Genomic DNA, 25,784 nt, shown 5'->3' on the forward strand with positions numbered 1-25,784 from the left:
GTTGGCGCGGAGATCCCGGGCTGCCGCGGGCAGACCCAAAGGATTTTCCGTGAACTTCGCTCTTTACCGGGAGCTGCTGGCCCACCGGCCCATCCGGCGGCTGCTGCTGGTCGGCATGATCGCCCGCATCCCCCACTCGGCCGCAGGCCTGCTGCTGACCCTGCATATCGTCCTGACCCTGGACCAGGGGTACGCCGCGGCAGGCGCCGCAGCGGCTGTTATGACCATCGGCATTGCCGTCGGCGCACCATGGCGCGGCAGGCGCGTGGACACTGTTGGCCTGCGCCGGGCGCTGATTCCGTCAGTGGTGTCAGAGGCCCTCATCTGGTCCATGGTGCCGCACGTGTCCTACCAGTGGCTGCTTCCGCTGGTGTTCGTCGGCGGCCTGCTGACGTTGCCGATCTTCAGCGTGATCCGCCAGTCCCTGGGCGTCCTCGCGGACGGCGACCAGCGGCGGACCGCTTTTGCGCTGGACTCGATCGCCACGGAGATGGTGTTTATGATCGGGCCTGCCGCCGGAGCCGTTGTGGCCACCAGCGGCTTCACTGTTCTGGGACTCACCGTGGTGGGCGTTTCCACGTCACTGGCCGGATTGTTCCTCATGTGGTTCAACCCGCCTACTCGAAGTGCCATGCAGACTGAGGAGTGCCGGGCAGACCAGCGCCACGCCGCGGCAGTGGCTGTGCTTTCCGCCGCACCGGCACACCTCCAGGAAGCGGCGGCAGACCTCGTCCCGGCAGGGGCAGAACGCGCCCGCAGCGGGCCGGCGGGGCTGCGGGGCAAGGTGGCCCACAACTTCGTCTGGCTCACGGCCACCGTAGCGGCCGTATTCGCCGTGGCGGCTGGAACCGGCATGGTGCTCAGCGGCACGGACGTTGGCATTGTTGCTGCCCTGGAAACAGGCGGGCACCAGGGCGAAATCGGCATTGTGTTCCTCTTTTGGTGCGCCGCATCGGTGGTGGGCGGACTGGTGTACGGGGCCATGCACCGTCCAGTTTCGCCGATCCTGCTGCTGCTGGGGATGGCGGCCCTGACTATCCCGATGGGCTTCGCCCAGGACACCTGGACGCTGGCCCTCGTCTCGATCCTTCCGGGCCTGTTGTGCGCCCCTGTCCTGTCGGCCGCCTCCGAACATGTGGCAGACCTGGTGGCGGAGGACCGCCGCGGCGAGGCGATGGGCTGGTACGGCTCTGCGCTGACTGCCGGGGTGGCGCTCGGGGCGCCCCTTGCCGGGATTTTCATCGATGGGATGGGACCATCCGGCGGATTTGTCTCCGTGGGCGTGGCCGGAGTTCTGCTCTGCCTGGTGGGACTACTGCTCCAGGCCCACCGACGCCGCCGCGCTGCCGTCTGACGCCGGCCTCCGGAGTTCTTATCCAGATATTCCGCCTTTCCAGGTGCGGAAGTCCCGTTATCCGGACAAAAACAAAGTGAAACACGACGGCGGCGGAGGGTCCGTGTGGACCGTCCGCCGCCGTCGTCGTACTTTGTGAAGTTCTTGCTGGTTGGTTCTAGTTGACGGCGCCCGTGTACTTTTCGCCCGGGCCCTTGCCCGGGGCGTCCGGAATGATGGACTCCTCGCGGAACGCGAGCTGCAGGGAACGCAGGCCATCGCGCAACGGGCCGGCGTGCTGCGATCCGATTTCGGGGGCCGCTGAAGTCACGAGTCCGGCAAGGGCGGTGATGAGCTTGCGGGCCTCGTCCAGATCCTTGAGTTCCTCTGCATTGTCCTCGGCGGCGAGGCCCAGCTTGACCGCTGCCGCGCTCATCAGGTGCACGGCGGCGGTGGTGATGACCTCGATGGCCGGCACCTCCGAGATATCGCGGATTTGCTGGGTCACGTCAGCCTTGGCGTCCGAGGCCTCGAAAACGTGTGAATTACTGTCTGGGGTGCTCATACTGGTAAGCTTGTCACAGACCGACTGGATGTCGTTATTTTGCTGTGGAAGGTCCCACCAACGCTTAGCTGCGTTAGGCGGGATTTGTTCTGTAGAATGGCATGCAGTTTGCAAGCGGAGTACTCTCCCACCCGCGTCAGCCGTTTTCCCACCGGAAGCAATTCCGCCAGGAACCAAGGTTGCCGGGTACCGGTCGGACAGTTCCATCAGGCGTTGAGCCTGGGGAAGTGCGCACAGCCTTTACGAAGGATCGTGCATCCGACCTTCGAGGCCTTCGATTGCTCCGGCAATTGGGGGCCTTCTCTATTTGCCGGTGGAATGCCACATCAATCACAGGAGCTTTAACATTAGCGAGCCAAGAATCAATGAGCGTATCCGCGTCCCCGAGGTGCGGCTGGTCGGTCCTGCAGGTGAACAAGTAGGAATCGTCCGTATTGACGATGCCCTGCGTTTGGCTGCCGAGTCCGATCTTGATCTCGTTGAAGTTGCACCGCAGGCCAAGCCTCCGGTGTGCAAGCTGATGGACTTCGGCAAGTACAAGTACGAGGCCGCCGTCAAGGCACGTGAAGCACGGAAGAACCAGACCAACACTGTTCTGAAGGAAATCCGCTTCCGCCTCAAGATTGACACCCACGACTACGAGACCAAGCGCGGCCATGCACTGCGCTTCCTCGGTGCCGGTGACAAGGTCAAGGCCATGATCCAGTTCCGCGGCCGTGAGCAGCAGCGTCCGGAAATGGGCATCCGCCTGCTCCAGCGCTTCGCTGACGATGTCGCCGAAGTGGGCGTTGTCGAGTCCAGCCCCCGTATCGATGGCCGCAACATGGTCATGGTTGTGGGCCCGCTGAAGAACAAGGCCGAAGCCAAGGCTGAGGCACGCCGCGCATCACAGCGTGCAGAGGCCAAGGCGCAGAACGAAGCGAAAGCTACGGGTGGCGGCCGCATCGACGTCTCCGGCGACGACCAGGCACCGCTCACGCAGTCGCTGGCTGACCTTCTTCCGGAAGGTTTCGCCATCACCACGGTGCCGGAAACCGAAGCTCCGGCACAGTCTGAAGCACCTGAGGCGCCTGCTGAAGCCGCTCCGGAAGCCGAAGCCCCTGTCAAGGAAGCGCCGGCGAAGGAAGCTCCCGTCAAGGAAGCCGCCGCGAAGGAAGCTCCTGCACAGGAAACCGCCGCCAAGGCAGCACCCGTGAAGGAAGCCGCCGTCCAGGAGGCGCCCAAGCAGGCTGCCCCGAGGGCCGCTGCTCCCAAGCGTGAGGCTCCCAAGGCAGCCCCGGCACCCGTCAAGGCTCCTGTCGCTGCCAAGCCCGCCGAAGTTGCGGCTCCGGCAGCTCCGAGGCCGCCGGTGCCGATGCCTAAGCCGATCGCCCGGCCGGCAGCGCCGAAGCCTGCTGCAAGGCCTGCCCCCAAGGCAGCTCCGAAGCCGGCTGGCAAGAAGACTACCTAGTTCAAAGCTGCGGGAGGTTATCCTCCTGCAGTACGCAACCAGCATGCCGCCTGCAGGGGCGGCTGCTCGAAAGAACTGCAGACAATGTCTGTGGACACGTAAGGAGATCGGTTCCCATGCCGAAGATGAAGACCCACAGTGGTGCTAAGAAGCGCTTCAAGCTGACCGGCAGCGGCAAGCTGCGCCGCCAGCAGGCCAACCGCCGCCACTACCTTGAGCACAAGTCCTCCAGGCTGACTCGTCGCCTCGCCGGCGACAAGATTGTCTTCAAGGGTGACGCTAAGGTCATCCGGAAGATGCTCGGCATCTAAGTTCCAAGTTCTCTGACTGATGCCACCTGGCAGCAGTCAACTACCAAAAAGGCTTCTCAGGCCAGCCGGTTGTTCCGGCAGTAGATGCTTGGGATCAGAATTTTCGAAGGAGTACGCACGTGGCACGTGTGAAGAGGGCGGTCAACGCCCACAAGAAGCGCCGGGTTATCCTTGAACGCGCAAAGGGCTACCGTGGACAGCGTTCACGCCTGTACCGCAAGGCTAAAGAGCAGCTGCTGCACTCGTTTGTGTACAGCTACGGCGACCGCAAGAAGAAGAAGGGCGACTTCCGCCGCCTGTGGATCCAGCGCATCAATGCTGCATCCCGCGCCAACGGCCTGACTTACAACCGTCTGATCCAGGGCCTGAAGGCCGCTGAGGTTGAGGTTGACCGCCGTATGCTTGCTGAGCTGGCCGTCTCGGATGCGAACGCATTCGCCGCGCTGGTGAAGATCGCCAAGGATTCCCTGCCTGCCGACACGTCCGCTCCGGCCGTCGAAGCCGCAGCCCCCAAGGCTGCCAAGGCACCCAAGGCCAAGGCTGCAAAGCCTGCCGCTGACGTGGCTGCCAAGTAGCACCCACGCCAGTTCGGGGACTGGTGGCTGAAGCCACTAAGGTTCTTATATGAACGAAACCGGGCGCCCGCAAGACTTTCCACTCTCCAACCCCCGAGCTGATCGGGTGAGGAAGGTGGCACAGCTTGCCGGGCGCCCGGCCCGTTTAAAGCGCAGCGAGTTTCTGGCGGAGGGTCCCCAAGCTGTCCGTGAGGCCCTCACCCTGCACCAGAAAAGGATTGCAGCGGGCGAGCCCGGCGTCGTCTATGAGGTGTACGCGAGCGAGGCCTGCCTCGACCGGCACCCGGACCTGGAGGCTCTCGCGGAGGGTATTGACGCTTACCTCACTACCGATGAAGTGCTGGCCGCGATGGCGGACACGGTTACCCCGCAGGGCATTCTCGCGGTCTGCGGTTTCCTGGACGTGAGCCTTGAGCAGGTCCTCGACGCCGGCCCTCGGCTGCTTGCAGTGCTGTGTCAGGTCCGGGACCCCGGCAACGCCGGCACTGTACTCCGGGCTGCTGACGCGGCGGGGGCGGACGCCGTCATCCTGACCTCGTCCAGCGTTGACATCTATAACCCCAAGGCCGTCCGTTCCACCGCCGGTTCCCTGTTCCATCTGCCCGTGGTCCTGGGTGCCGATATCGCGGAAGTGGCAGCCGCCTGCCGTTCGCGGGGGATTGGCATACTGGCCGCCGACGGTGACGGTGACGTCAACCTGGATACGCTCCAGGACGAAAACGCCGCCCGCCGGATCGCAGGCCCCGGCGTCGAATCGCTGTTTGCCCTGGAGGGGCCCACAGCGTGGCTGTTCGGAAACGAAGCGCAGGGGCTCGCCGAAGATGAACTGGCCTTGGCAGATCACCGGGTGGCCGTGCCGGTTTACGGTGCCGCGGAAAGCTTGAACCTCGGCACGGCGGCAACGGTGTGCCTTTACGCGAGTGCCAGGTCCCAGAAAGCGTGACTGAAGACGTGACTTAAAAGGCAGGGCCCCGGAAGTTCTCCGGGGCCCTTGCTGTATGAATCAGATGAGGTAGGGGTATCAGGGCGCCCGTGTGCTCTTGCTGCGTCCTGTGATGGCTCCATAGACGCCGGCGACTACCAGGCCGCCTACGATGGCCAGGATCCAGGTACCCAGATCAAAGAAGGCAAGGTCACCCTTGCCGAACAGGAGGCTGCCAATCCAGCCGCCTACAATTGCGCCGACAACGCCGAGCACGAGACTCGTCACCCAGCCGCCGCCGACTTTGCCCGGCATAACGGCTTTAACGATGGCCCCTACGATGAGGCCGAGAATAATCCAAGCAAGAAAACCCATGTCTCCTCCTTCATATTCGTCGGGATTAAACGTCCCGATTAGTGTTCAAGCTAACACACCGCCCCTCTGATGTCAGCAGGCTTAGTGCATGTCAGAAGTGCGTCTTCTGCACCCGAAAAGGTACGGTATTCGTGGGCGGAGCCCACTGCGGCGCCGCGAATATCCCTGCTGTTCTTGAAACCTGTGAAGAGGAGAAGCCTCCGTGGCTGCAAATGGCGGTACCAAGGCGATCGTCGCGGCCCTAGCCGCAAACCTGACCATCGCCGTCCTGAAATTCGTGGCCTTTTTTCTGACGGCTTCCTCGTCGATGCTGGCCGAAGCCATCCACTCGATTGCCGACTCCGGCAATCAACTGCTGCTCCTGATCGGCGGCAAGCGCGCCCGGAAGGCAGCCAGCCCGGAGCACCCGTTCGGGTATGGCCGTGAACGCTACATTTACGCCTTTATCGTCTCGATCGTGCTGTTCAGCGTGGGCGGGCTTTTTGCACTGTTCGAAGCGTGGGAGAAGCTGCAGCACCCGCACGCCATCGAAGGGGACTTCTGGTGGGTTCCACTGGCGGTACTGATCGGCGCCATTGTTGCTGAGTCCTTCTCGTTCCGGACGGCCATCATCGAATCCAACCACATCCGCGGCAAGCAGGGCTGGGTGAGCTTTGTGCGCACGGCCAAGCAGCCGGAACTGCCGGTCATCCTGCTGGAAGACCTCGGGGCGCTTCTTGGCCTTGTGTTCGCGCTCGTGGGTGTGAGCATGACCCTCGTGACCGGCAACGGGATCTGGGACGCCGCGGGTACCGGCATGATCGGCCTGCTGCTCGTGGCCATCGCCGTGGTGCTGGCTGTCGAAACCAAGTCCCTGCTGCTGGGCGAGTCCGCCACCCGGGATGACGTGGCCCGCATCAGTGAGGCCATCGAGGCCGGGGGACACAACCGGATCATCCACCTCAAGACCCTTCACCTCGGACCGGAGGAGCTGCTGGTGGCCGCCAAGATCTCCGTGGGTGCCGCAGAAACCGGCCGGGACATCGCCGCCGCGATTGACGGTGCCGAGTCCCGAATCCGCACGGCCGTTCCGATGGCCCGGGTGATTTACCTCGAACCGGATCTGCACCGCGAGGACAGTCGCACGGACGAGGTCTCAGGCGCCGGTCAGGTTCCCAGCGCCGGCCAGACAGCCGCTGATGCCGGGGCTCGGGACCCGCAGGCCTGACGTTCCTTCCTCAGCGCACCGAATGCTTCGGTGAAGCCGCTGCCCGCCCGTTCCCAGGATCAGGCGGCCAGCGGCTTTTTGCGTTCCAGGACGCCGCTGGTCACCGCGATGCCAAAGCCCAGGACTGCCAACCCGGCGCCCACGAGCGCGGGTGCCACGAAGCCCCAGCCCCAGGCGATCACTAGGCCGCCCAGGAAGGCGCCCAGGGCATTGGCAACATTAAGCGCGGCGTGGTTGAGCGAAGAAGCCAGGGAGGGGGCGTCCGGCGACGCATCCAACAAACGGGTCTGCAGGGCCGGGATCAGCATGGAGCCGGACGCTCCCACCACAAAGACCATCACCAGGGCCGACCAGGGCCAGTGCACAGCCACCGCGTAGACCACCAGCGCGACGGCGATCCCGGGCAGGACCCAGTACAGCGTCCCCATCACTGACTTGTCGGCCAGCCTGCCGCCGACGACTGTTCCGGCCACCATGCCCAGTCCGTAGAGGGCCACCACAAGGGGCAACAGCGATCCCGGAATCCCGGCCACCAGGGTCATGGTGTGCGCAATGTAGGTGTAGGTCGCGAAGAAGCCACCAAAACCCACGATGCCGATCAGGATGGCCAGCCACACCTGGAGCCGTTTGAGCGCACCGAGTTCGCGGCGGATGCTCGCGTCAGGATGGGGGGCCTGGTACGGGACATAGCGCCACAGCAGCACCAGTGTCAGCAAGCCAATGCCTCCCACGAGGAGGAACAGCAGCCGCCAGCCGAAGGTCTGGCCCACCCAGGTGGCCGCGGGCACACCGATGACGTTCGAAACGGAGAGGCCCGCCATCACCATGGAGATGGCCCAACCCCGACGCGTGGGGGAAACCAGGGAGGCGGCGATCACAGCCGCGACCCCGAAGAATGCACCGTGCGGCAGTCCGGCCGCAAACCGGGAAACCAGCATGCTCCCGTAATCGGGAGCAACATAGGACGTCAGGTTGGCCAGCGTGAAGAACAGCATGAGGCCCAGTGCGAGGTATTTGCGTGGCAGTTTGGCACCGACTGCGGCGAGCAGCGGCGCGCCCACCACAACCCCGAGGGCGTAGGCGGAAATGAGGTGTCCGGCCTCCGGGGTGCTGATGCCGAGTCCTTGTTCCACCTCTTTCAGCAGGCCCATCATGGTGAACTCCGTGACGCCGATTCCGACGCCGCCCATTGCCAGCGCAAAGATCGCCGCGCCAACATGCGGAGTCTTCGCCTTGGACGCGGTGGAGGTTTGGACGACGCTGCTCATGTGCCTGCTTTTCAAAGGGGATGTTGGGGGAAGGCCCGTAAACCATTCTCCCTCATAGACTGGGGCGGTGAGTGGACTGATACAGGTAGTTGGCGGAGCAATAGTGGACTCGTTGGCGAACCCCGCCCGCATGCTGGTGGCCAGGCGGACTGCTCCCGAGCAGTTCGCTGGGCTCTGGGAATTTCCCGGCGGGAAAGTGGACGCCGGTGAGGAATGCGAGGCTGCGTTGCACCGGGAACTCAGGGAAGAACTGGGCGTAGAGGTCCGTTTGGGGCCGGAACTCCACTCCGGGGCGGCAGCTGGCTGGCGGCTGAACGAGCGGGCCAGCATGCGGGTGTGGTTCGCGGAGATTTCCGACGGCGATCCCCAGCCGCTCGAAGACCATGACCAGCTGAGATGGGTCAGCACCACGAATTGTGATGTAGCTCTCAGTCTTCCGTGGATCCCTGCCGACTTCCCGATTGTCCGGGCACTTCTTGAATCACTGGGCACGCCTGTGGGATCAGCCCCCTTCGCTGAATTTTAGGAGCTGCTGGTGGAAGGCAAGGACAGTGCCTACTACAACGTGCTGGCAGTCAAAGCCGAGATGAAGGACGATCCCCGGGTCCAGAAGCTCTACAAGATCCTGACCTCGCAGGACATGAAGGATTTCCTGCAGGAGACGTACAAGGGCCTGGCCATTCCGGCCAGCTAGGAATCCGTCCCTAGAACAGGGTGGGCTGCTGACGCGGCCCGGCGGCGGCCGGTTGGGACTCCCCAGCCGGCCGTTCCTGTGTGCCGACGCCGGTAGACGGGATACTCCCCGCCGGATACTGGGCTTCCTCGCCACGGGGATCGTCTTCGAGGTCACGGTGGCTGAAGCCGTGGCCGCTGGTGAAGCCGTGCCGGTGCTTGAAATAGCGCACCTTTGCGGCGAGCCAGGTGCGGTATTCCTTGGACGCGTAGGACCCTGTGCCATAGAGGCGCCGGTAGCGGCCAGCCAGTTCCGGATGGTCCTTGGCAATCCACTGCATGAACCACTCGCGTGTTCCCGGCTTCAGGTAGAGGGCGCCGGCGGTGACGCCCGTGGCACCGGCTGCGGCCAACGAAGCGAACAGGGAATCGAGGGCTTCGTCACTGTCGGACAGCCACGGCAGGATAGGCATCGCCATAACACCGCAGGGGAGCCCGGCATCGCGTAAGCGGGAGACCAGCTTCAGCCGCGCCCGAGGCCCCGGCGTGCCTGGTTCCACGGCTTCCGAGAGCGCCTCATCCGTCATAGCCAGTGAAATACCCACCCCTACCGGCACCTGGGCGGCAGCCCGCTTCAGGAGCGGGATGTCCCGGGCGAGCAGCGTCCCCTTGGTGAGGATGGACAACGGCGTACCTGAGTCAGCCAGCGCCGTGATGATTCCCGGCATCAGCTGGTAGCGGCCCTCGGCCCGCTGGTAGGGGTCCGTGTTGGTGCCAAGCGCCACCTGGTGACGGCCCCAGGACGGTTTGGCCAACTCCTTCCGGAGGACCTCGGCCGCATTGACCTTGACCACCACCTGGCTGTCGAAATCCAGTCCGGCGTCAAAGTCGAGATACGTGTGGCTCTTGCGAGCAAAACAGTAAACACAGGCATGGCTGCAGCCGCGGTATGGGTTCACGGTCCACTCAAACGGCATCCGCGACCCGGCCACCACCTTATTGAGCACCGATTTGGCGGTGACCTCATGGAAGGTGATGCCGGCGAATTCGGGGGTGGTCACAGAACGGACCAACCCGGCAAGGGGAAGCAGGGCGGGTGATGGGCCACTTCCGAGGTCATCGGCGGGCCGGGGCATCAGCGCTTGTGCATCCCATCTCATGTCTTCCATTCGAATGTATGTTCGAACTTAAGTCAAGGACCGGGCGCCGCGGAAGTCCGCGCGCCGCGGGTTCGGCGCCGCCCTGTGGGAACCGTCAGTCCAGCAGTTCCCACACCACGGTGACGCTGGCGTTAATGCTCACGTGGCCCGCCTCCACGCTGATGGCTTCGCCGGCGGCGGCGCGCTGGATCCGGGCCACCGGGATGGGCCCGGGCGCATCCGGGTGCTCGGCAACGGACATCACCGCGCCAAGCCGCGCGGACGCCAGGGATGCAAACTGTTCGGCTTTGGCTGAGGCATCCTGCCATGCAGCGTCCCGGGCGAGTGCGGCGACGGCTGACTCATCCGAGAAGCCAAGTTCCAGTCCGTTCAGGCGCACGTCATCGCCGCCGGCGTCTACTGCGGCGGCAATAACGGCGGATGCCGCGCTGACCTGCCGCAGGCGCACGGTGAGCATGCTCGAGGTCACGTACGCGGTCACCTGCTGGCCCCCGCCGTCGCGCCAGACGAACTCCGGCCGGACGTTCAGTCCGGAGGTCCGGATGTCGGTGTCAGCCAGGCCGTGCCGGCGGAGCGCACCGGATACGGCTGCGGACGCTGTTCCTGCATCCGCATAGGCGGCACCCACGCTGTCCCGACGGCACTCGACGCCGACGGAAATCGTCAGTAAGTCAGGTGGCGCCTCCGCCGTCCCCGTTCCGGTCACGGTGATGGTCCTGTTGTTGGTCGTGGTGTTGGGTTCGCCCGTCATTGTCAGACCTCGATTCCGCCGGCTGCCAGGCCGGCCTGCCGCTCGAAGAAATTTGCCGACGCCGGATTGCCCGTCCGGAGCTGCGACCAGCCGGCGGCCAGGAAATACAGCGGAAGGAAGGGGAACCCCAAGCAGTAGGCGTACTGGCTGCAGTGCTTTTCCTCATGCCCCAGGAGCGCCGGATTGGACGTCAGTTCTTCGGTTCGGATCCGGCTGATGACCACGTTGCCGAGGGTGAAGGCTCCCGCATACGGAATGCGCCACCGGTAGCCGGACGCTATGAGCAGGCCGCGGGGGCCTTTGCTGATGGCGGTTCCCGCAGCCGCGGCAACGGCCAGGCCCAGCAGGGTAGTGCCGTTGGCCAGGTTGGCGAGTTGTCGTACCCGCTGCCCCGGAGTCAACAGCTGCGCGGCTGACAGGGCCTGCCCTTGTGTCATGAGGCCATGGTAGCCGGAGCCTTCACTTAGACTGGAGGATAGTGGCCGCCAGTTTGACCGGTGTGCCCTGACCTGGTCATCGAGTGCCTTCACCTTGGGTGAATCCACAACGTGACCTGCCAGTGACGGATGCGCTGCCGGGTAACCGCGCGCGGCTGCACCCCTCACCGGCAGCCCCGACTCGTAGCTAAGAACAGTAGATGACTGAAACTTTGCCGGGCGCCGCCATCCCGAACCCTACGGATGAAGCCGCCATCACTGCAGCTGTAGACCAGGCCATCGCCGCCATTGCCGGCGCAGGCACCCTTGACGAACTCAAGGCGGTGAGGCTGGCGCACACCGGTGAGAAGTCACCGCTCAGCCTGGCCAACCGGGAGATCGGCGGACTGCCGAAAGACCAGAAAGCCGTAGCCGGCAAACTCATGGGTTCCTCACGGGGCCGGGTCAACAAGGCGCTCGCGGACCGCACCGCCGAGCTGGAAGCACAAAACGACGCCCGGATCCTGCTGGAAGAGACGGTGGACGTCACTGCCGCACCCCGCCGTCGTCGGGCAGGAGCGCGTCACCCGCTCTCCACGCTGCAGGACCGCGTGGCGGACATCTTTGTGGGCATGGGCTGGGAAATCGCCGAAGGCCCCGAGGTGGAATCCGAATGGTTCAACTTCGACGCCCTGAACTTCAAGCCGGACCACCCCGCCCGCGAAATGCAGGACACGTTTTTCGTGGAGCCGCCGGAGGCCCACCTGGTGATGCGTACGCACACCTCCCCGGTGCAGGTCCGGTCCATGCTGGAACGCGAACTGCCCATCTACGTCCTCTGCCCCGGCAAGGTGTTCCGCACCGATGAACTGGACGCGACGCACACCCCGGTGTTCCACCAGTTCGAGGGCCTGGCCATCGACAAGAACTTGAGCATGGCCGACCTCCTGGGCACGCTGGAGCACTTCACCCGACAGTTGTTCGGCGACGAGGCGTCCGTCCGGCTGCGCCCGAACTACTTCCCCTTCACCGAACCCTCCGCGGAACTGGACATCTGGCACCCGGGCGCCAAGGGCGGCCCGCGCTGGATCGAATGGGGCGGCTGCGGCATGATCAACCCCAACGTCCTCCGCGCCGCGGGCATCGACCCGGATATCTACTCCGGTTTCGCCTTTGGCATGGGCATCGAGCGCGCGCTCATGTTCCGCAATGACGTCGGCGACATGCGCGACATGATCGAAGGCGATGTACGTTTCAGCGAGCACTTCGGGATGGAGATCTAACAGTGCGTATCCCACTTTCCTGGCTGCGTGAATTCGCAGCAGTACCGGCCGGAGCAACGGCCGAAGACCTGATGGCCGAACTGGTCAAGGTTGGCTTTGAAGAGGAAGCGGTCCACCGCCCCACGGACACCCTGCAGGGCCCGGTTGTGGTGGGCCAGGTCCTGAGCATCGTCAAGGAACCCCAGACCAACGGCAAAACCATCAACTGGTGCCAGGTCCGGGTTGTCCCCGAAGGCCAGGAACAGACCCTCACCGGAGACGGCATCGACCCGTCCGGGGTGCAGGGGATCATCTGCGGCGCCCACAACTTCGTTGAAGGCGACAAGGTAGTTGTCACTCTGCCGGGGGCGGTGCTGCCCGGCGACTTCCACATCTCCGCACGAAAGACCTACGGCCACCTCTCCGCCGGCATGATCGCCTCAGTGCGCGAGCTTGGCATCGGCGAGGACCACGACGGCATCCTGGTGCTGTCCCGGATCGGGCTCGATCCCGAAATCGGCACGGATGCCATGGAACTGCTGGGCCTCTATGACCAGGCAGCCGAGATCAACGTGACCCCGGACCGCGGCTACGCGTTCTCCATCCGTGGTGTGGCCCGCGAATATGCGCACGCAACCGGCACAGGGTTCACGGACCCCGCGTCAAAGGTCCAGGCCCCGGCGGAACTTTCCGGCGGCTACGGCGTCAAGCTCAACGACGACGCGCCCATCTACGGCAAACCCGGCTGCGACCGTTTTGTGGCCCGCACCGTCCGCGGCGTCGACGCCACCAAGCCGACGCCGCCGTGGATGACCTCAAGGCTCCGGCTTGCCGGGATCCGTTCCATCTCCCTGCCCGTGGACATCTCCAACTACGTGATGCTCGAGCTTGGCCAGCCCACGCACTGCTATGACCTGGACAAACTGTCCGGCGACATCGTGGTCCGCCGGGCCGTGGCGGGGGAGAAGATCACCACCCTGGACGACAAGGAGCGCACGCTCGACGTCGAGGACCTCCTCATCACCGACGGATCCGGCGCGATCGGCATTGCCGGCGTGATGGGCGGCGCAGCCACCGAGGTGAGCGATTCGACGTCGAACGTCCTGGTGGAAGCTGCGCACTTCGACGAGGTGTCCATTGGCCGTTCCCGCCGCCGGCACAAGCTGCCGTCCGAGGCGTCCAAGCGCTTCGAGCGCGGCGTCGACTGGCACGTTGCGGACATCGCTGCCCAGCGTGTTGTTGACCTCCTGGTGGACCTCGCCGGCGGGGTTGCTGACCAGGCGGGGACCGACGTCGGGACCGCACCGGATGCCGTGACCATTGCGCTGCCGGCAGCCTTCGCCGCCCAGCGGATCGGCATCGATTTCACCGAAGAGCAGATCACCACCTCGCTGGTGGACCTCGGCGCCGTGGTGGAAAAAGCCGACGGCGGCTGGACCGTTACCGCCCCCAGCTGGCGCAACGACCTGGAAACCAAGGAAGACCTCACCGAGGAAATCGCGCGGCTGGTGGGCTACGACAACATCCCCGCCACCCTTCCGGTGGCCCCTCCGGGACGTGGCCTGACCCGCGTGCAGCAGCAGCGACGTCGGCTCATCCAGTCACTGGCCGACGCCGGTCTGACCGAAGTCCTGGCCTACCCGTTCGTCTCCAAGGCGGCCAACGACACGTTCGGCGTCGCCGAGCAGGGTGCGGCCCGGAGCGCGGTCAAGCTGGCGAACCCGATCAGCGAGGAACAAGGCTTCCTGCGCACGTCCATCCTCCCCGGGCTGATCGAGGTGGCCAAGCGGAACTACTCCCGCGGGTTCCGCGACCTGGCGCTGTTCGAGTCGGGCCTCGTTTTCCTGCCGGGCGAGACCTTGGGTACGCCGTCCATCCCGCCGCTGGGCGTTAAGCCTTCCGACGAGGTACTGGATGCACTGTACGACGGCGTTCCGGACCAGCCGCTGCACGTCGCCGCTGTCCTCACCGGCCACGATTCACCCGCTGCCGCCGGCCACACGCCGCGCTTGTGGGACTGGTCCGACGCACTTGACATTGCCCGGCTCGCCGGGGATGTCCTGGGTGTGGAGGTTGTGGTCAGCCAGGGTGCGCACCAGGCGTTCCACCCGGGCCGTGCCGCGCAGCTCTCGCTGCGGACCGGCGAAGTAGTGGGTTACGCCGGCGAGCTGCACCCGAAGCTCCTGGCCGCGCACGACATGCCTGCCCGTTCGGTGGCGCTGGAGTTCAACGCGGATGCCCTGTTCGAGGCAGCCGCGGATGTGATTGTGGCCCGCCACATCTCCACGTTCCCGGTGGCCACCCAGGACGTTGCCCTGGTGGTGCCGCAGGAGATTCCCGCGGACCAGGTCCTCGAAGCGCTCCGCGAAGGCGCCGGCGAGCTGCTGGAGGACGTGGCGCTGTTCGACGTCTACGCCGGCAAGGGTATTGAAGAAGGCAAGAAATCGCTCGCCTTCGGCCTGCGTTTCCGGGCAACGGACCGGACGCTGACAGCCGATGAGGCCTCGGCTGCGCGCGAAAGCGCGGTTGCCCTGGCTGCAGAGCGCTTCGGCGCCGTCCAGCGCTAAACGCCGATCCGGATGGCAGGGCTGGTGGGGGCGGTGCCGGTGGCGCCGGTCCTGCGTTCCTGCCCTCCCGGCGTATCCGGAGGGCAGGACCCGACGGCGGGCCACCAGTCGATAGTGCTGGGGCCCGCCGAGCTGGCCCGCGCGGCGGCCCTGGCACCCGGCCCGCGGGCCGTTTTTGTCACCGGCCGGCGTGCCCTGCGAAGGTTCGCAGCAGAACTGCTGGACGTCCCGGCGTCGGACCTCACCACCCACTTCAGCTGCCCCCGGTGCGGCTCCGGCCCCGAGCTATCGCACGGCAGGCCGGGCTATACGCTCAGGGGAGAGCCGGTGCCGCTCGCGCTGAGCCTGTCCCGGAGTTCCGGGTGGATCCTGTTGGGCGCCGTGGTGGATCCACCGGCCGGAGTCACGATGGGCCTGGACCTGGCGGACCCGTCCGGCATGGCCTTTGAGGGGTTCGACGGCGTGGCCCTCACCGCCGCGGAGCGCACGGCCCTCACCGGGCTGGCCGGGCCTCTGCTGCTGCAGGAGCGGGCCAGGCTCTGGGCGCGCAAGGAAGCCTGGCTCAAGATGACGGGCGACGGTCTCGCCACGGCACCGGACAGCCTCGACGTTTTGTCGCGCCCGGAAATCCGGGACCTGGCCGCCGGCGAGGCGGGCCTCCCGCTCAACTTTCGCGCCGCCGTCGCGGTTTCGCGCACCGGCAGCTAGCGACGTTGTTGTCAGCGCACTTGCTGGTCAGCGCACCGGCAGTGGCGGGAGGGCTGCTTCGAGCAGCCACGGGTGCAGCAGCGCCTCGGTGTCCAGGCCGGTAGCCCGGTCCGCGGCGAGAATAAACGCCGCCGTGGACACTGAACCGTGACGGTGGGCATCCGTCCAGTCGTGCAGCAACGCAAAGAATGCCAGGTCACCGCACCGGACCCGCAGGGCATGCAGGGCCAAGGCTCCCCGCTTGTAGACGCGGTCATCAAACATAAGCTCCGGCCCGGGGTCGCCCACGATAATGTCCTGGCTGCCGGCGGCCAGTTTCCGCCAGGCTGCGGCGGCCCGGTTCGCGACAGGCAGGACGCCCGCCTCCTCCGACCAGATCCACTCCGCATAGCAGGCGAAGCCCTCGTGGAGCCAGATATCCGACCATGATGCGGCAGTGAGGGAGTTCCCGAACCACTGGTGTGCGAGCTCGTGGGCGATGAGCCGCTGGGATTCCCACTCCTGCGTCAGATGGTTCCGGCCCAGAATGGAGAGCGTCTGCGCTTCAAGCGGTATTTCCAGCTCGTCTTCGGTCACCACCACGGAGTATTCCGGGAAAGGGTAGGGCCCGAAACAGCTGGCAAAGGTGCGCATCATCTCAGGCTGCCTCGCCAGGCCTTCGCGGGCCGTGTCGACCAGCAGTGCCGGGACGGCGGCGAACTGCGGAACCTGCCCGTCCACGGGGAAGGGGGTCAGGGCGAGGAACTCATAGCGGCCGATCTGGACCGTGGCCAGGTAGGTGGCCATGGGCTCGGCCTGTTCGTAGACCCAGGTCTCGCGGCTGGCCCTGCTGGTGTGGGAGATCAGGGTGCCGTTACACACGGCCCGGTAATTGGCGTCGGTGGTCACGCTGATCCGGTAGCTGGCCTTGTCGCCGGGGTGGTCGTTGCACGGGAACCAGGAGGCGGCGCCGTTCGGCTGGCCGGCCACAAGGACCCCGTCGGTGAGTTCCTCCCAGCCCACCTCGCCCCAGAACCCGCGCCGGGGACCAGGGTTGCCTTCGTAGCGGATGTCGAGGGTAAATTCCTCGCCCGCCGGCAGCGCGGCCTCGGGCACAATGACCAACTGCCCGGCGCGCTGGCTGAACTTTTTGACCCGGCGCCCGCTGAGCTGGATCTTCGTGGCCCGGAGCCCGGTCAGGTCCAGCACGAGGGCCGCCGTAGCGTACTGTGTGACCGCGCTCAGGACCGCACGCCCGCTCAGGCGGTTACTGCTGAGCTTGTAGTCAATGTCCAGTTCGTAGCGGCGGACCTTGTACGCGTTTGTGCCATGGCCGGGCATATAGGGGTCGGGCGCAGATGCGCCGTGCTCCGAGTTGCGTGCTGGGCCGGTATTCGCGGCCGTGGGGCTCGGTGCGGGGGAACTCATAAGACGGTCTTTCCGATCAGCGGTGGGCGGCAGGACAGCTGGTATTGCGGGCTAGCGGGGTTTGGGAGCGGACGCTGCGGGACCGCTCCAGGGGCTCACCGGGTTGCCCATCCAATAGGTCGCGGCGGGAACGGATTCGCCCCGCATCACCAGCGAAGCCGGTCCAACAGTTCCGCCGCTGCCGATGCTTGCCTGCGGCAGGATAACGCCGTGGGGCCCCATGGTGGCTCCGTCTTCGAGGGTAACAGTGTCCAGGCTCATGACCCGGTCATGGAACAGGTGCGTCTGGACCACACAGCCACGGTTGACGGTGGAGTTCCGCCCGAGGGTGACCAGGTCCGCTTCGGGAAGCCAGTAGCTTTCGCACCACGTGCCGCGGCCGATCCGGGCGCCGAGCGCCCGGAGCCACCAGACCAGGGCCGGGGTCCCGGTGGCTGCCCGCGCGAACCAGGGGGCGCTGACCATTTCGATAAACGTATCGACCACCTCGTTGCGCCAAATGAAGGAGCTCCAGAGCGGGTGCTCGCCGGCCCGGATCCGGCCCACGAGGACCCATTTGGCGACGACGGCGCTGCCCGCGGCCGCCGCGCCCGCCAGCAGCATCACGACTCCGCCCAGGGCTGCGGCAATCCCGTAGTTGTAGGTAGCGGCCAGCCAGTCAAAAGCAAGCATCACGCCGGCGGCGATCGCCACCGTTACCACCACGGGGATGAAGCGGCCCAGTTCCCAGAGGCAGCGGGCAAACTTGAGCCGCAGCGGCGGCTGGTACGTGCGGGTGTCGTCCGAGGCGATGGCGGTGCGCCGGAGCCGTACAGGCGGGCTGCCCAACCAGGAGGTCCCGGACTTGGCCTTGGCCGGTGTGGCCGACAGGACGGCGACGAGTGAGTTCTTGGGGACATTCCGGCCGGCAGCGGTCATGCCCGAGTTGCCCAGGAAGGAGCGCTTGCCGATCTTCGCGGGCGCAATCCGCAGCCACCCGCCGTCGAGCTCGTAGGAGGCCACCATGGTGTCGTCGGCCAGGAAGGCGCCCTCGCCCACAGTGGTCATCTTGGGGATAAGCAGGACCGTGGAGGCTTCGACGTTCTTGCCGATCTTGGCGCCCAGCAGGCGCAGCCAGACCGGTGTGAAAAGACTGGCATAAACGGGGAAGAGCAGGTCGCGGGCCAGGTCCAGCACGCGTTCCGTGGCCCAGACCTGCCAGCCGATCCGGCTGCGGACGCGGTAGTAGCCCTCCGCCAGGCCGATGCCGAGCATCCGGGTGGTGACCAAAATCAGCAGGAGGTTGACGACGAACCACACGAGGGCCGCGGGTGCGAGGGCCTGCAGGAGTTGCGGGACGGCTGCGGAGAGCGATTCGCTGCCTTGGATGAAGGCAAAGACCACCAGGGCCGCGGCGGCGGCAGAGACGTAAGGGATCAGGGCCAGCACGGCTGAAGCCATGGCGAATCCGGCGAACCAGAGCCGGCCAATCAGCCGATGTTCGGCAGGAGTGTCCGGCAGCGAGTGCTTGGCCTTGCCCCGGCGTTCGGCGGGGGAGCCGGCCACGTGGTGGCCGGCCTTTACCTTGCCGAGGACGGCCGAGCCGGGCTCCACCTGGGCTCCGGCGCCGATGGAAGCGCCGGGCATCAGCGTGCTGCGCGCCCCGACGCTGGCTCCTGCCCCGATATGGACGGCCCCGATGTGGACGATGTCCCCGTCGATCCACCAACCGGAAAGATCCACTTCAGGCTCGATGTTGGAGCCGCTGCCGAGGGAAAGCATCCCGGTGACAGGCGGCAGTGAGTGCAGTTGGACGTTGTTGCCGATCTTGGCGCCCAGCGCCCGGGCGTAGTACGGCACCCATGGTGCGCTGGCGAGGCTGATGGCCCCGGCGAGGTCCTGGATCTGTTCGGCCAGCCAGAGGCGCACGTGCACCCGTCCGGAGCGCGGGTACGTTCCCGGCCCCACCTTCCGGAGCAGCATCCGGGCCGCGGCCACGGAAATCAGCATCCGGCCGGCCGGGGAGACGAAGACGAGCCAGGAGGCGGCCACCCACCACCAGGAAACGGTGGGGGCAGCGCTGAAGCCGGCCATCGCGGCCAGTACGTTGTTAGCCGCCATGAGGTAGGTCAGCCAGCGCATCCCCACCAGGATGTGCAAGGGAATACCCATCAGAGTCTGGAACACCTGGGACTTGAACGCGGTGGGGCGTACAGTGCGGGACGGCGCAGGCCCGGTGGCCACTCCGTCGGGAAGGGTCTGGCGGGCCGCATCAATCAGGGCGCCGATCCTGGGTGTGGCATAAATGTCGGCGACCGTGATGGTCGGGTACCGGACCCTGAGGGCGGAGACCAGCTGGGCAGCGGACAGGGAGCCGCCGCCGTAGGCGAAGAAGTCGGCGTCGAGGCTTGTTACGGTGCTGCCAAGGACTGCCGTCCACTGTTCGGCCACCCAGGAGGCATCTTCGGGCAGGTTCAAGGGAGCAGCGTCGGCCTCCGCCGCACCGGTCCCGGTCAGCGGCCAGGGCAGGGCGTGGCGGTCCACCTTGCCGCTGGTCTTGGTGGGCAGGGAGTCGACGACGGTCAGCAGCGGAATGAGGGGCGCGGGGAGGCTCTCTGCCAGGAGCTCGCGGGCGGCCGCCAGATCCAGGTCAGCGTCCGCGGCGGCCAGGTAGCCCACCAGGATCTGGTTGCCCGCAGCGGTTGTCCGTACTGCCGCAGCAGCTCCGGCAACATGCGGGAGCGCCTGCAGGGCGGCGTCAATTTCGCCCAGTTCGATCCGGCGTCCACCGAGCTTGACCTGTTCGTCGGCGCGGCCCACAAAGATCAGTCCGGCGGCTTCGTAGCGGACCAGGTCGCCCGAACGGTAGGCGCGGTCCCAGCCGAAGGACGGCATGGGCGCGTACTTCTCCCGGTCCTTGTCCGGGTCAAGGTAACGGGCCAGTCCGACGCCGCCGATGATCAGTTCGCCGATCTCCCCTTCGCCGACGGGCAGTCCTTCAGCATCCACCACGGCCAGGTCCCAGCCGTCCAGGGGCAGTCCGATCCGGACCGGACCGAGGCCACCCAGGGGAGCCGCGCAGGCCACTACCGTGGCCTCCGTGGGGCCGTAGGTGTTCCAGACTTCACGGCCCGGGATGGCAAGCCGCTCGGCCAGCTCGGGCGGGCAGGCCTCGCCGCCGAAAATCAGGAGCCGGACGCTCTCCAGGGACTCGGCTGGCCAGAGGGCAGCCAGCGTTGGAACGGTGGACACTGCGGTGATGCCGTGGCTGATGAGCCACGGGCCGAGGTCCGTTCCGGTCCTGACCAGGGCCCGCGGTGCGGGCACCAGGCAGGCGCCATGACGCCAGGCAAGCCACATTTCCTCACACGAGGCATCAAAGGCGACCGAAAGTCCTGCCAGTACCCTGTCCTGCGGGCCGAGGGGCTCCGCCTGCAGGAAGATCCGGGCTTCGGCGTCAACAAAGGCGGCGGCGGAGCGGTGCTGGACCGCGACGCCCTTGGGCGTGCCGGTGGAACCGGAGGTGAAGATCACCCAGGCGTCATCGCCGGGCTCGGCGGAATGGCTTTCGGCAGCACGACGCCCGGCTTCGAAGCGTTCACCGCGTTCAGCGGGTTCCGAGAGTTCAGCGGGTTCCGGGGAGTCACGCACGGAGACCGCGGCGCCACCGGTGAGCACCGCGGCTACGCCAGCCTCACCTGTGAGCCCTGCGGCTACGCCAGCCTCACCCGTGAGCACTGCGGCTACGCCAGCCTCACCGAAAACGAGCCGGGCACGTTCCTCAGGGTCGTCGGCGTCCACCGGAACGTAGGCGGCACCGATGTGCAGGATAGCGAGAATCGAGATGTAGAGCTCACAGGTCCCGGACGGAATCCGCACACCTATCCTGTCGCCGGCGCCCAGCCCGGCGGCCTGGAGCTCCCGTCCTTTGGCCCGGACCGCGGCCATCAGGTCGGCGTAGCTCAGGGAACGCCGGCCGTCGTCGAGCGCTGAGGCCTCCGGGAAACGTGCCGCCGAGTCCGCCAGGATGGCCATGAGGGTCCGCTCGGGCGGGGCCAGGGGAAAACCGGCCAGCTGGGGGCGGTAGGGATCCTCCGGCAGGGATGCGACGACGTTTGACTGATGCTCACTCACGGACGGATTCTGCCTGAGTAAAGTGAACGCAAGGTGTCCAGAATTAGTTGAAGATTCATGTTCTGTTCACGCATGCTGCCTGTATCCATCAGGGAACCAGCAGGACCTTGCCCGTCGTGCGCCGTCCCTCGAGGTCCTCATGGGAACGCCGCGCCTCGGCCAGGGGGTAGGTGGCGCCGATCCGTACCTTTAAGTGCCCCTTTTCTGCGGCAGCGAAGATCTCCGCCGAGCGCCAGCGGCGCTCCTGCTCGTTGAGCAGGAAGTGGGCCAGGGACGGACGCGTCAGCGTCAGCGAACCGCCGGCGTTGAGACGCTGCGGATCCACCGGCGGTACGGCCCCGGAGGCTGCCCCGAACAGGACCAGCATGCCTCGCGTGCGGAGGCAGGAGAGGGACCCGTCAAAGGTGTTCCGGCCGACGCCGTCGTACACCACGTCCACACCCTTCCCGTTGGTGAGTTCGCGGACATGGTGGGGGAAGCCCTCGTACCGCAGCACATGGTCGGCCCCGGCGTCGCGGGCAAGTTCTTCCTTGGCCTCCGAGGAAACCGTGGTGATGACGCGGGCGCCCCTCTCCTTCAGCAGCTGGATCAGCAGCAGGCCGACGCCGCCGGCTCCGGCGTGCGTCAGTACTGTGTGGCCCGGTTCGACCTTGAAGGAGGAATTGATGAGGTAGTGGGCGGTCATGCCTTGGAGCGGCAAGGCAGCTGCCGTCAGGTCGTCGACGCCGTCCGGCACCGGAAGTGCCTTGGCCGCATCGAGCACCGCGTAGCCGGCGTAGCATTTAGTGCCCTCGGCCGTGGCCACCCTGCTGCCGACTGCGAAGTTTTCGGTGCCTTCGCCGAGCTCCTCTACAGTCCCAGCGGCTTCCGAGCCGGGCGTAAAGGGGAACGGGACCTGGTACATGCCCCCGCGCTGGTAGGTGTCGATGAAGTTCACCCCGGCTGCCGCCACCTTGATGAGCAACTGGCCGGGACCCGGCATCGGTCGGTCCACCTCGGCGATCTCGAGGACTTCCGGACCTCCGGGCTGGCGGGCAACGATGGCTTGCATAAAAGGTCTCCTCTCCGGGCGGGGGTTTCCCGCGGCCGGTGTCTCTGACCATCCTAGGGATACCGCTACCGACGACGAAGCGACGGCCGGTAGCCGGCCGTCGCTTCGGGTCATGCGGGGCAGAGTCATGGGGGGGGAGCCCGCGCGGCTCGCCTCTTTTTAGCAGCGTGTGCTAGAACCGCCGGGTCACCGTTGCCATGGGGCACTCGAAGTGGCGTCCTGCAGCAAGGCCTACATCATTCAGGTAGCGGACGATGATGCCGTAGGACTGCAGCAGCGTGGTTTCCGTGTAGGGAACCTGGTGCTTATTGCAGTATTCGCGGACAATCTTGGCTGCCTTATCCAGCTGGGGGCGTGCCATGTCCGGGAAGAGGTGGTGCTCAGCCTGGCGGTTCAGGCCGCCGAGCAGGATGTCCATAAACCGGCCACCGGAGATGTTCCGTGACGTCAGGACCTGGCGGCTGAAGAAGTCCACGCGGCTGTCCGCGGGCAGGACCGGCATGCCCTTGTGGTTCGGCGCGAAGGAAGCACCCATGTAGAAACCGAAGACGGCGAGCTGCACGCCGATGAACGCGAACGCCATTCCGAGCGGCAGGAACGTAAAAGCCAGCACGGGCAGGAGGCTAAGCCGGACCAGCAAAATGGGAAGCTCTACCCATCGGTGTGTCACCTTGGCCCGGCGGAAGACGAACTTCACGGAATCGATCTGCAGCCCCAGGCCAACAAGGAACAGCAGCGGGAAGAAGAACCAGCCCTGCTTGCGGGTCAGGAACGAAAACCTGCCCTGCCGCGTAGCGGCACCTTCGGTGTGGAAGGCGATGGCCCCCGTGGCAATGTCAGGATCCTTCGAAATGACGTTCGGGTGGTTGTGGTGGGCGCCGTGCTTCTGCTCCCACCAGGAATAGCTCATGCCGGCAACCGAGGTGGCCAGGATCCGGGCGGTCCAGTCGTTGGCCCGGCGTGACGCGAAGATCTGGCGGTGCCCGGCCTCGTGGGCCAGGAAACTCAGCTGTGTGCAGAGGACCCCGACGGCCGCGGCGATGAGGAGCTGGAACCAGCTGTCGCCGATCAGGGCAAACCCGAACCAGGTGGCGGCCATGAGGAGTACCAGGCTGGCAAAGAGCGTGATGTAGAAACCGACGCGGCGTTCCAGCAGGCCTTCAGCCTTGACGCTCTTCAACAGCTCCGAATAGCTCAGGACAACGGCGTTGGGCTGCCGGACACGCGATTTTGGGCGCTCTGACGTGGGAAGGGTGGTGGTCATGGAGCGGGGCCTCGTAACTGTTTCGGGTAACGCTGCAGCCGACATTCGGACTGCACGGTCATGATCACCCTCACTCCATCTTACGCCTGCCTGTCCAGCGGCGCCCTGGGAATCGTTGCCAACGTCGATGCATAAATATCGGGCACACTGAATACTTTTGCTGTAAGATTCACGGCATGACTATTTCTGTTGCCGTCTCCGGAGCCAGCGGCTACGCCGGGGGAGAAGTCCTGCGGCTCCTGGCGGGACATCCGGACGTGACCATCGGCGCCATCACCGCGCACAGCAATGCAGGCTCCCGCCTTGGCGAGCTGCAGCCGCACCTGCACGGGCTTGCCAGCCGCATCCTGGAAGACACCACGGTGGAGAATCTTTCCGGGCATGATGTGGTGTTCCTGGCGCTCCCGCATGGCGCTTCCGCCGAGATCGCGGCACAGCTCCCGGAGGGGACCGTCGTGATCGACGCCGGCGCAGACCACCGCCTTGAAGATCCTGCCGCGTGGGAAAAGTTCTACGGCTCGGCCCACGCCGGAACGTGGCCCTACGGTCTGCCGGAGCTCCCCGGCCAGCGCGAGGCCCTCAAGGGCGCCACGCGGATCGCCGTCCCGGGCTGCTACCCGACCTCGGCCCTCCTGGCCCTGGCGCCCGGGTTCGCCGCCAAGCTGCTCCAGCCCGACGACGTCGTGATCGTTTCCGCCTCCGGCACCTCGGGTGCGGGCAAGGCCGCGAAGGTGAACCTCATCGGTTCTGAGGTGATGGGCTCCATGAGCCCCTACGGCGTGGGCGGCGGCCACCGCCACACCCCCGAGATTGAACAGGGCCTCTCCAATGCTGCCGGCGAGAGTGTCACGGTGTCCTTCACCCCGACGCTCGCGCCGATGAGCCGCGGCATCCTCACCACCGCCACCGCGAAGGTCAAGCCCGGCACCACGGCGGCGGACCTCCGCCAGGCGTGGGCTGATGCCTACGACGACGAACCGTTTGTCCACCTGCTGCCGGAAGGGCAGTGGCCCGCCACCAAGTCCGTCCAGGGCTCCAACCACGCGGCCATGCAGTTGGCCCTGGATGAACACACGGGCCGCGTGATTGTGACGTGCGTCATTGATAACCTCACCAAGGGGACTGCCGGCGGCGCCGTGCAGTCCATGAATATTGCGCTTGGCCTGCCGGAAACCGCCGGCCTCAACCTGCAGGGAGTTGCACCGTGACCGTTACCGCCCCCCTGGGATTCCGCGCCGCAGGCGTCACCGCCGGGCTGAAGACCTCCGGCAAGCCGGACTTCGCCCTGGTGGTCAACGACGGCCCGTCCAAGGCCGCGGCCGCCGTCTTCACCAGCAACCGGGTGGCTGCGGCGCCCGTCCACTGGTCCCGCCAGGTGGTCTCGGACGGCCGCGTGGACGCAGTGGTCCTCAACTCCGGCGGCGCCAACGCCTGTACCGGTCCCCAAGGGTTCCAGAACACCCACAGCACGGCCGAAAAAGTAGCCGCGGTCCTCGGCATCTCGGCGACGGACGTGTTTGTCTGTTCCACCGGCCTGATCGGCGAGCAGCTGCCCATGGACAAGATCCTCCCGGGCGTCGAGGCTGCCTCGGCAGCGCTCAGCACGGACGGCGGTCCGGATGCGGCCACCGCCATCATGACCACAGACTCGGTGCCCAAGTCCGCACTGTTCATCGGCACGGACGCCGACGGCCAGGAGTTCACCATCGGCGGCATCGCCAAGGGCGCCGGCATGCTGGCACCCGGCCTGGCCACCATGCTGGTGGTCCTCACCACCGACGCCGACGTCGAAGCGGAAATGCTCGACGTCGTCCTCCGCGACGCCACGCGCGTCACCTTCGACCGGGCTGATTCGGACGGCTGCATGTCCACCAATGACACCGTGGTGCTGCTGGCTTCCGGGGCGTCCGGTGCCGTCCCGTCCGCCGAAGCCTTTGGGGCCGGGCTGACCCAGGTGTGCGCCGAACTGGCGCGCAAGCTGATCGGGGACGCCGAAGGCGCCAGCCACGACATCGCCATCCGTACGTTCAACGCTGCCAGCGAGCGGGACGCCGAAACGGTCAGCCGCTCCGTGGCCCGGTCCAACCTGTTCAAAGCAGCCATCTTCGGCAAGGACCCCAACTGGGGCCGCGTGCTGTCCGCCGTGGGCACCACGGACGCCGTGTTCGAACCGGACCAGCTGAACGTGGCCATCAATGGCATCCAGATCTGCCGCAACGGCAGCATCGGCGACGACCGCAACCTGGTGGACCTCGAACCCCGCGAAGTCCTGGTGGACATTGATCTGCAGTCCGGTGACGCCGAAGCCACCATCTGGACCAACGACCTCACCCACGACTACGTCCACGAGAACAGCGCCTACTCAAGCTGATCCTCCCGCCAGATCCCACCAGCAACCCTGGAGATA

22 protein-coding genes and 2 pseudogenes are annotated in these 25,784 nt (G+C 66.1%); 13 read left to right on the forward strand and 11 right to left on the reverse strand.

Annotated features, from left to right (window positions below):
* Positions 1 to 49 precede the first annotated feature (49 nt).
* Positions 50 to 1,354: an MFS transporter gene (locus NIBR502772_RS09760; protein WP_141140038.1), complete on the forward strand. Its 1,305-nt coding sequence runs from the start codon at positions 50 to 52 to the stop codon at positions 1,352 to 1,354.
* A 157-nt stretch (positions 1,355 to 1,511) separates the two neighbouring features.
* On the opposite strand, the gene NIBR502772_RS09765 is transcribed toward NIBR502772_RS09760, so the two are convergent.
* On the reverse strand, positions 1,512 to 1,898 hold the full coding sequence (locus NIBR502772_RS09765) for a DUF1844 domain-containing protein (protein WP_141140039.1): 387 nt from the start codon (positions 1,896 to 1,898) through the stop codon (positions 1,512 to 1,514).
* A 388-nt stretch (positions 1,899 to 2,286) separates the two neighbouring features.
* Here NIBR502772_RS09765 and infC point away from each other — a divergent pair.
* Positions 2,287 to 2,688 (forward strand): annotated as a pseudogene (gene infC / locus NIBR502772_RS23045) (translation initiation factor IF-3); the annotation flags it as partial.
* 329 nt (positions 2,689 to 3,017) lie between these two features.
* On the opposite strand, the pseudogene NIBR502772_RS23050 reads toward infC, so the two are convergent.
* A pseudogene (locus NIBR502772_RS23050) lies at positions 3,018 to 3,335 on the reverse strand (hypothetical protein); the annotation flags it as partial.
* Between the two features lie 129 nt (positions 3,336 to 3,464).
* On the opposite strand from NIBR502772_RS23050, the gene rpmI reads away from it, so the two are divergent.
* The 3 genes from rpmI to NIBR502772_RS09785 all read left to right on the forward strand — a co-directional run bounded on the left by rpmI (position 3,465) and on the right by NIBR502772_RS09785 (position 5,177).
* Positions 3,465 to 3,659 (forward strand): 50S ribosomal protein L35, encoded by a 195-nt coding sequence (rpmI, locus tag NIBR502772_RS09775; protein WP_009358635.1) that lies wholly within the window; start codon positions 3,465 to 3,467, stop codon positions 3,657 to 3,659.
* A gap of 119 nt (positions 3,660 to 3,778) precedes the next feature.
* Positions 3,779 to 4,234: a 50S ribosomal protein L20 gene (gene rplT, locus NIBR502772_RS09780; RefSeq protein WP_056342954.1), complete on the forward strand. Its 456-nt coding sequence runs from the start codon at positions 3,779 to 3,781 to the stop codon at positions 4,232 to 4,234.
* A 49-nt stretch (positions 4,235 to 4,283) separates the two neighbouring features.
* Entirely contained in the window at positions 4,284 to 5,177 is an 894-nt protein-coding gene (locus NIBR502772_RS09785; protein ID WP_141140040.1) for an RNA methyltransferase, read from the forward strand.
* 78 nt (positions 5,178 to 5,255) lie between these two features.
* On the opposite strand, the gene NIBR502772_RS09790 is transcribed toward NIBR502772_RS09785, so the two are convergent.
* A complete protein-coding gene (locus NIBR502772_RS09790) occupies positions 5,256 to 5,531 on the reverse strand; it encodes a GlsB/YeaQ/YmgE family stress response membrane protein (RefSeq protein WP_056342958.1) in 276 nt (91 codons plus the stop codon).
* Between the two features lie 202 nt (positions 5,532 to 5,733).
* Here NIBR502772_RS09790 and NIBR502772_RS09795 point away from each other — a divergent pair, with 202 nt between their 5' ends.
* Positions 5,734 to 6,738, forward strand: coding sequence for a cation diffusion facilitator family transporter (locus tag NIBR502772_RS09795; protein WP_141140041.1), 1,005 nt, complete (start codon positions 5,734 to 5,736; stop codon positions 6,736 to 6,738).
* 59 nt (positions 6,739 to 6,797) lie between these two features.
* On the opposite strand, the gene NIBR502772_RS09800 is transcribed toward NIBR502772_RS09795, so the two are convergent.
* Positions 6,798 to 8,006, reverse strand: coding sequence for an MFS transporter (locus NIBR502772_RS09800; protein WP_141140042.1), 1,209 nt, complete (start codon positions 8,004 to 8,006; stop codon positions 6,798 to 6,800).
* Between the two features lie 67 nt (positions 8,007 to 8,073).
* On the opposite strand from NIBR502772_RS09800, the gene NIBR502772_RS09805 reads away from it, so the two are divergent.
* Both NIBR502772_RS09805 and NIBR502772_RS09810 read left to right on the forward strand, forming a co-directional pair.
* Positions 8,074 to 8,532: a (deoxy)nucleoside triphosphate pyrophosphohydrolase gene (locus NIBR502772_RS09805; protein WP_141140043.1), complete on the forward strand. Its 459-nt coding sequence runs from the start codon at positions 8,074 to 8,076 to the stop codon at positions 8,530 to 8,532.
* A gap of 9 nt (positions 8,533 to 8,541) precedes the next feature.
* Positions 8,542 to 8,700 (forward strand): MetQ/NlpA family ABC transporter substrate-binding protein, encoded by a 159-nt coding sequence (locus NIBR502772_RS09810; RefSeq protein ID WP_168223510.1) that lies wholly within the window; start codon positions 8,542 to 8,544, stop codon positions 8,698 to 8,700.
* A 10-nt stretch (positions 8,701 to 8,710) separates the two neighbouring features.
* Here NIBR502772_RS09810 and NIBR502772_RS09815 read toward each other — a convergent pair whose 3' ends face one another.
* From NIBR502772_RS09815 to NIBR502772_RS09825, 3 genes are all read right to left on the reverse strand, one after another.
* Positions 8,711 to 9,838 carry an Rv2578c family radical SAM protein gene (locus tag NIBR502772_RS09815; protein WP_210412421.1) on the reverse strand — a complete coding sequence of 376 codons (1,128 nt, stop codon included), beginning with the start codon at positions 9,836 to 9,838 and terminating at the stop codon, positions 8,711 to 8,713.
* A gap of 94 nt (positions 9,839 to 9,932) precedes the next feature.
* The gene (locus tag NIBR502772_RS09820; RefSeq protein WP_141140045.1) at positions 9,933 to 10,589 is read right to left on the reverse strand and encodes an SIMPL domain-containing protein; all 657 of its coding nucleotides are present in this window, start codon (positions 10,587 to 10,589) and stop codon (positions 9,933 to 9,935) included.
* Positions 10,590 to 10,591: 2 nt separating this feature from the next.
* A complete protein-coding gene (locus tag NIBR502772_RS09825; protein WP_246848752.1) occupies positions 10,592 to 11,026 on the reverse strand; it encodes a hypothetical protein in 435 nt (144 codons plus the stop codon).
* A 200-nt stretch (positions 11,027 to 11,226) separates the two neighbouring features.
* Here NIBR502772_RS09825 and pheS point away from each other — a divergent pair, with 200 nt between their 5' ends.
* Genes pheS through NIBR502772_RS09840 form a run of 3 tightly spaced genes read left to right on the forward strand, consistent with a single transcriptional unit; the run spans position 11,227 to position 15,542 of the window.
* Positions 11,227 to 12,288 carry a phenylalanine--tRNA ligase subunit alpha gene (pheS, locus tag NIBR502772_RS09830; protein ID WP_104063385.1) on the forward strand — a complete coding sequence of 354 codons (1,062 nt, stop codon included), beginning with the start codon at positions 11,227 to 11,229 and terminating at the stop codon, positions 12,286 to 12,288.
* Positions 12,289 to 12,290: 2 nt separating this feature from the next.
* Complete coding sequence (gene pheT, locus NIBR502772_RS09835; RefSeq protein ID WP_141140046.1) at positions 12,291 to 14,834, forward strand: phenylalanine--tRNA ligase subunit beta; 2,544 nt, start codon at positions 12,291 to 12,293, stop codon at positions 14,832 to 14,834.
* Between the two features lie 12 nt (positions 14,835 to 14,846).
* Positions 14,847 to 15,542: a 4'-phosphopantetheinyl transferase superfamily protein gene (locus NIBR502772_RS09840; RefSeq protein WP_141140047.1), complete on the forward strand. Its 696-nt coding sequence runs from the start codon at positions 14,847 to 14,849 to the stop codon at positions 15,540 to 15,542.
* 27 nt (positions 15,543 to 15,569) lie between these two features.
* Here the strand turns inward: NIBR502772_RS09840 and NIBR502772_RS09845 are convergent, their stop codons facing one another.
* From NIBR502772_RS09845 to NIBR502772_RS09860, 4 genes are all read right to left on the reverse strand, one after another.
* Positions 15,570 to 16,949, reverse strand: coding sequence for a M1 family metallopeptidase (locus NIBR502772_RS09845; RefSeq protein WP_082575874.1), 1,380 nt, complete (start codon positions 16,947 to 16,949; stop codon positions 15,570 to 15,572).
* 51 nt (positions 16,950 to 17,000) lie between these two features.
* Entirely contained in the window at positions 17,001 to 20,963 is a 3,963-nt protein-coding gene (locus NIBR502772_RS09850; protein WP_141142021.1) for a Pls/PosA family non-ribosomal peptide synthetase, read from the reverse strand.
* A 187-nt stretch (positions 20,964 to 21,150) separates the two neighbouring features.
* On the reverse strand, positions 21,151 to 22,113 hold the full coding sequence (locus NIBR502772_RS09855) for a quinone oxidoreductase (protein WP_141140048.1): 963 nt from the start codon (positions 22,111 to 22,113) through the stop codon (positions 21,151 to 21,153).
* A gap of 172 nt (positions 22,114 to 22,285) precedes the next feature.
* On the reverse strand, positions 22,286 to 23,377 hold the full coding sequence (locus tag NIBR502772_RS09860) for an acyl-CoA desaturase (protein ID WP_141140049.1): 1,092 nt from the start codon (positions 23,375 to 23,377) through the stop codon (positions 22,286 to 22,288).
* Between the two features lie 176 nt (positions 23,378 to 23,553).
* Here NIBR502772_RS09860 and argC point away from each other — a divergent pair, with 176 nt between their 5' ends.
* A complete protein-coding gene (gene argC / locus NIBR502772_RS09865; protein ID WP_141140050.1) occupies positions 23,554 to 24,585 on the forward strand; it encodes an N-acetyl-gamma-glutamyl-phosphate reductase in 1,032 nt (343 codons plus the stop codon).
* Positions 24,582 to 25,748, forward strand: a complete 1,167-nt coding sequence (argJ, locus tag NIBR502772_RS09870) for a bifunctional glutamate N-acetyltransferase/amino-acid acetyltransferase ArgJ (RefSeq protein ID WP_141140051.1) — start codon at positions 24,582 to 24,584, stop codon at positions 25,746 to 25,748. The genes argC and argJ overlap by 4 nt, the downstream gene beginning before the upstream one ends.
* The last annotated feature ends 36 nt before the right edge of the window (positions 25,749 to 25,784 follow it).

The sequence above is a fragment of the Pseudarthrobacter sp. NIBRBAC000502772 genome (genome assembly GCF_006517235.1).
Classification (GTDB): domain Bacteria; phylum Actinomycetota; class Actinomycetes; order Actinomycetales; family Micrococcaceae; genus Arthrobacter.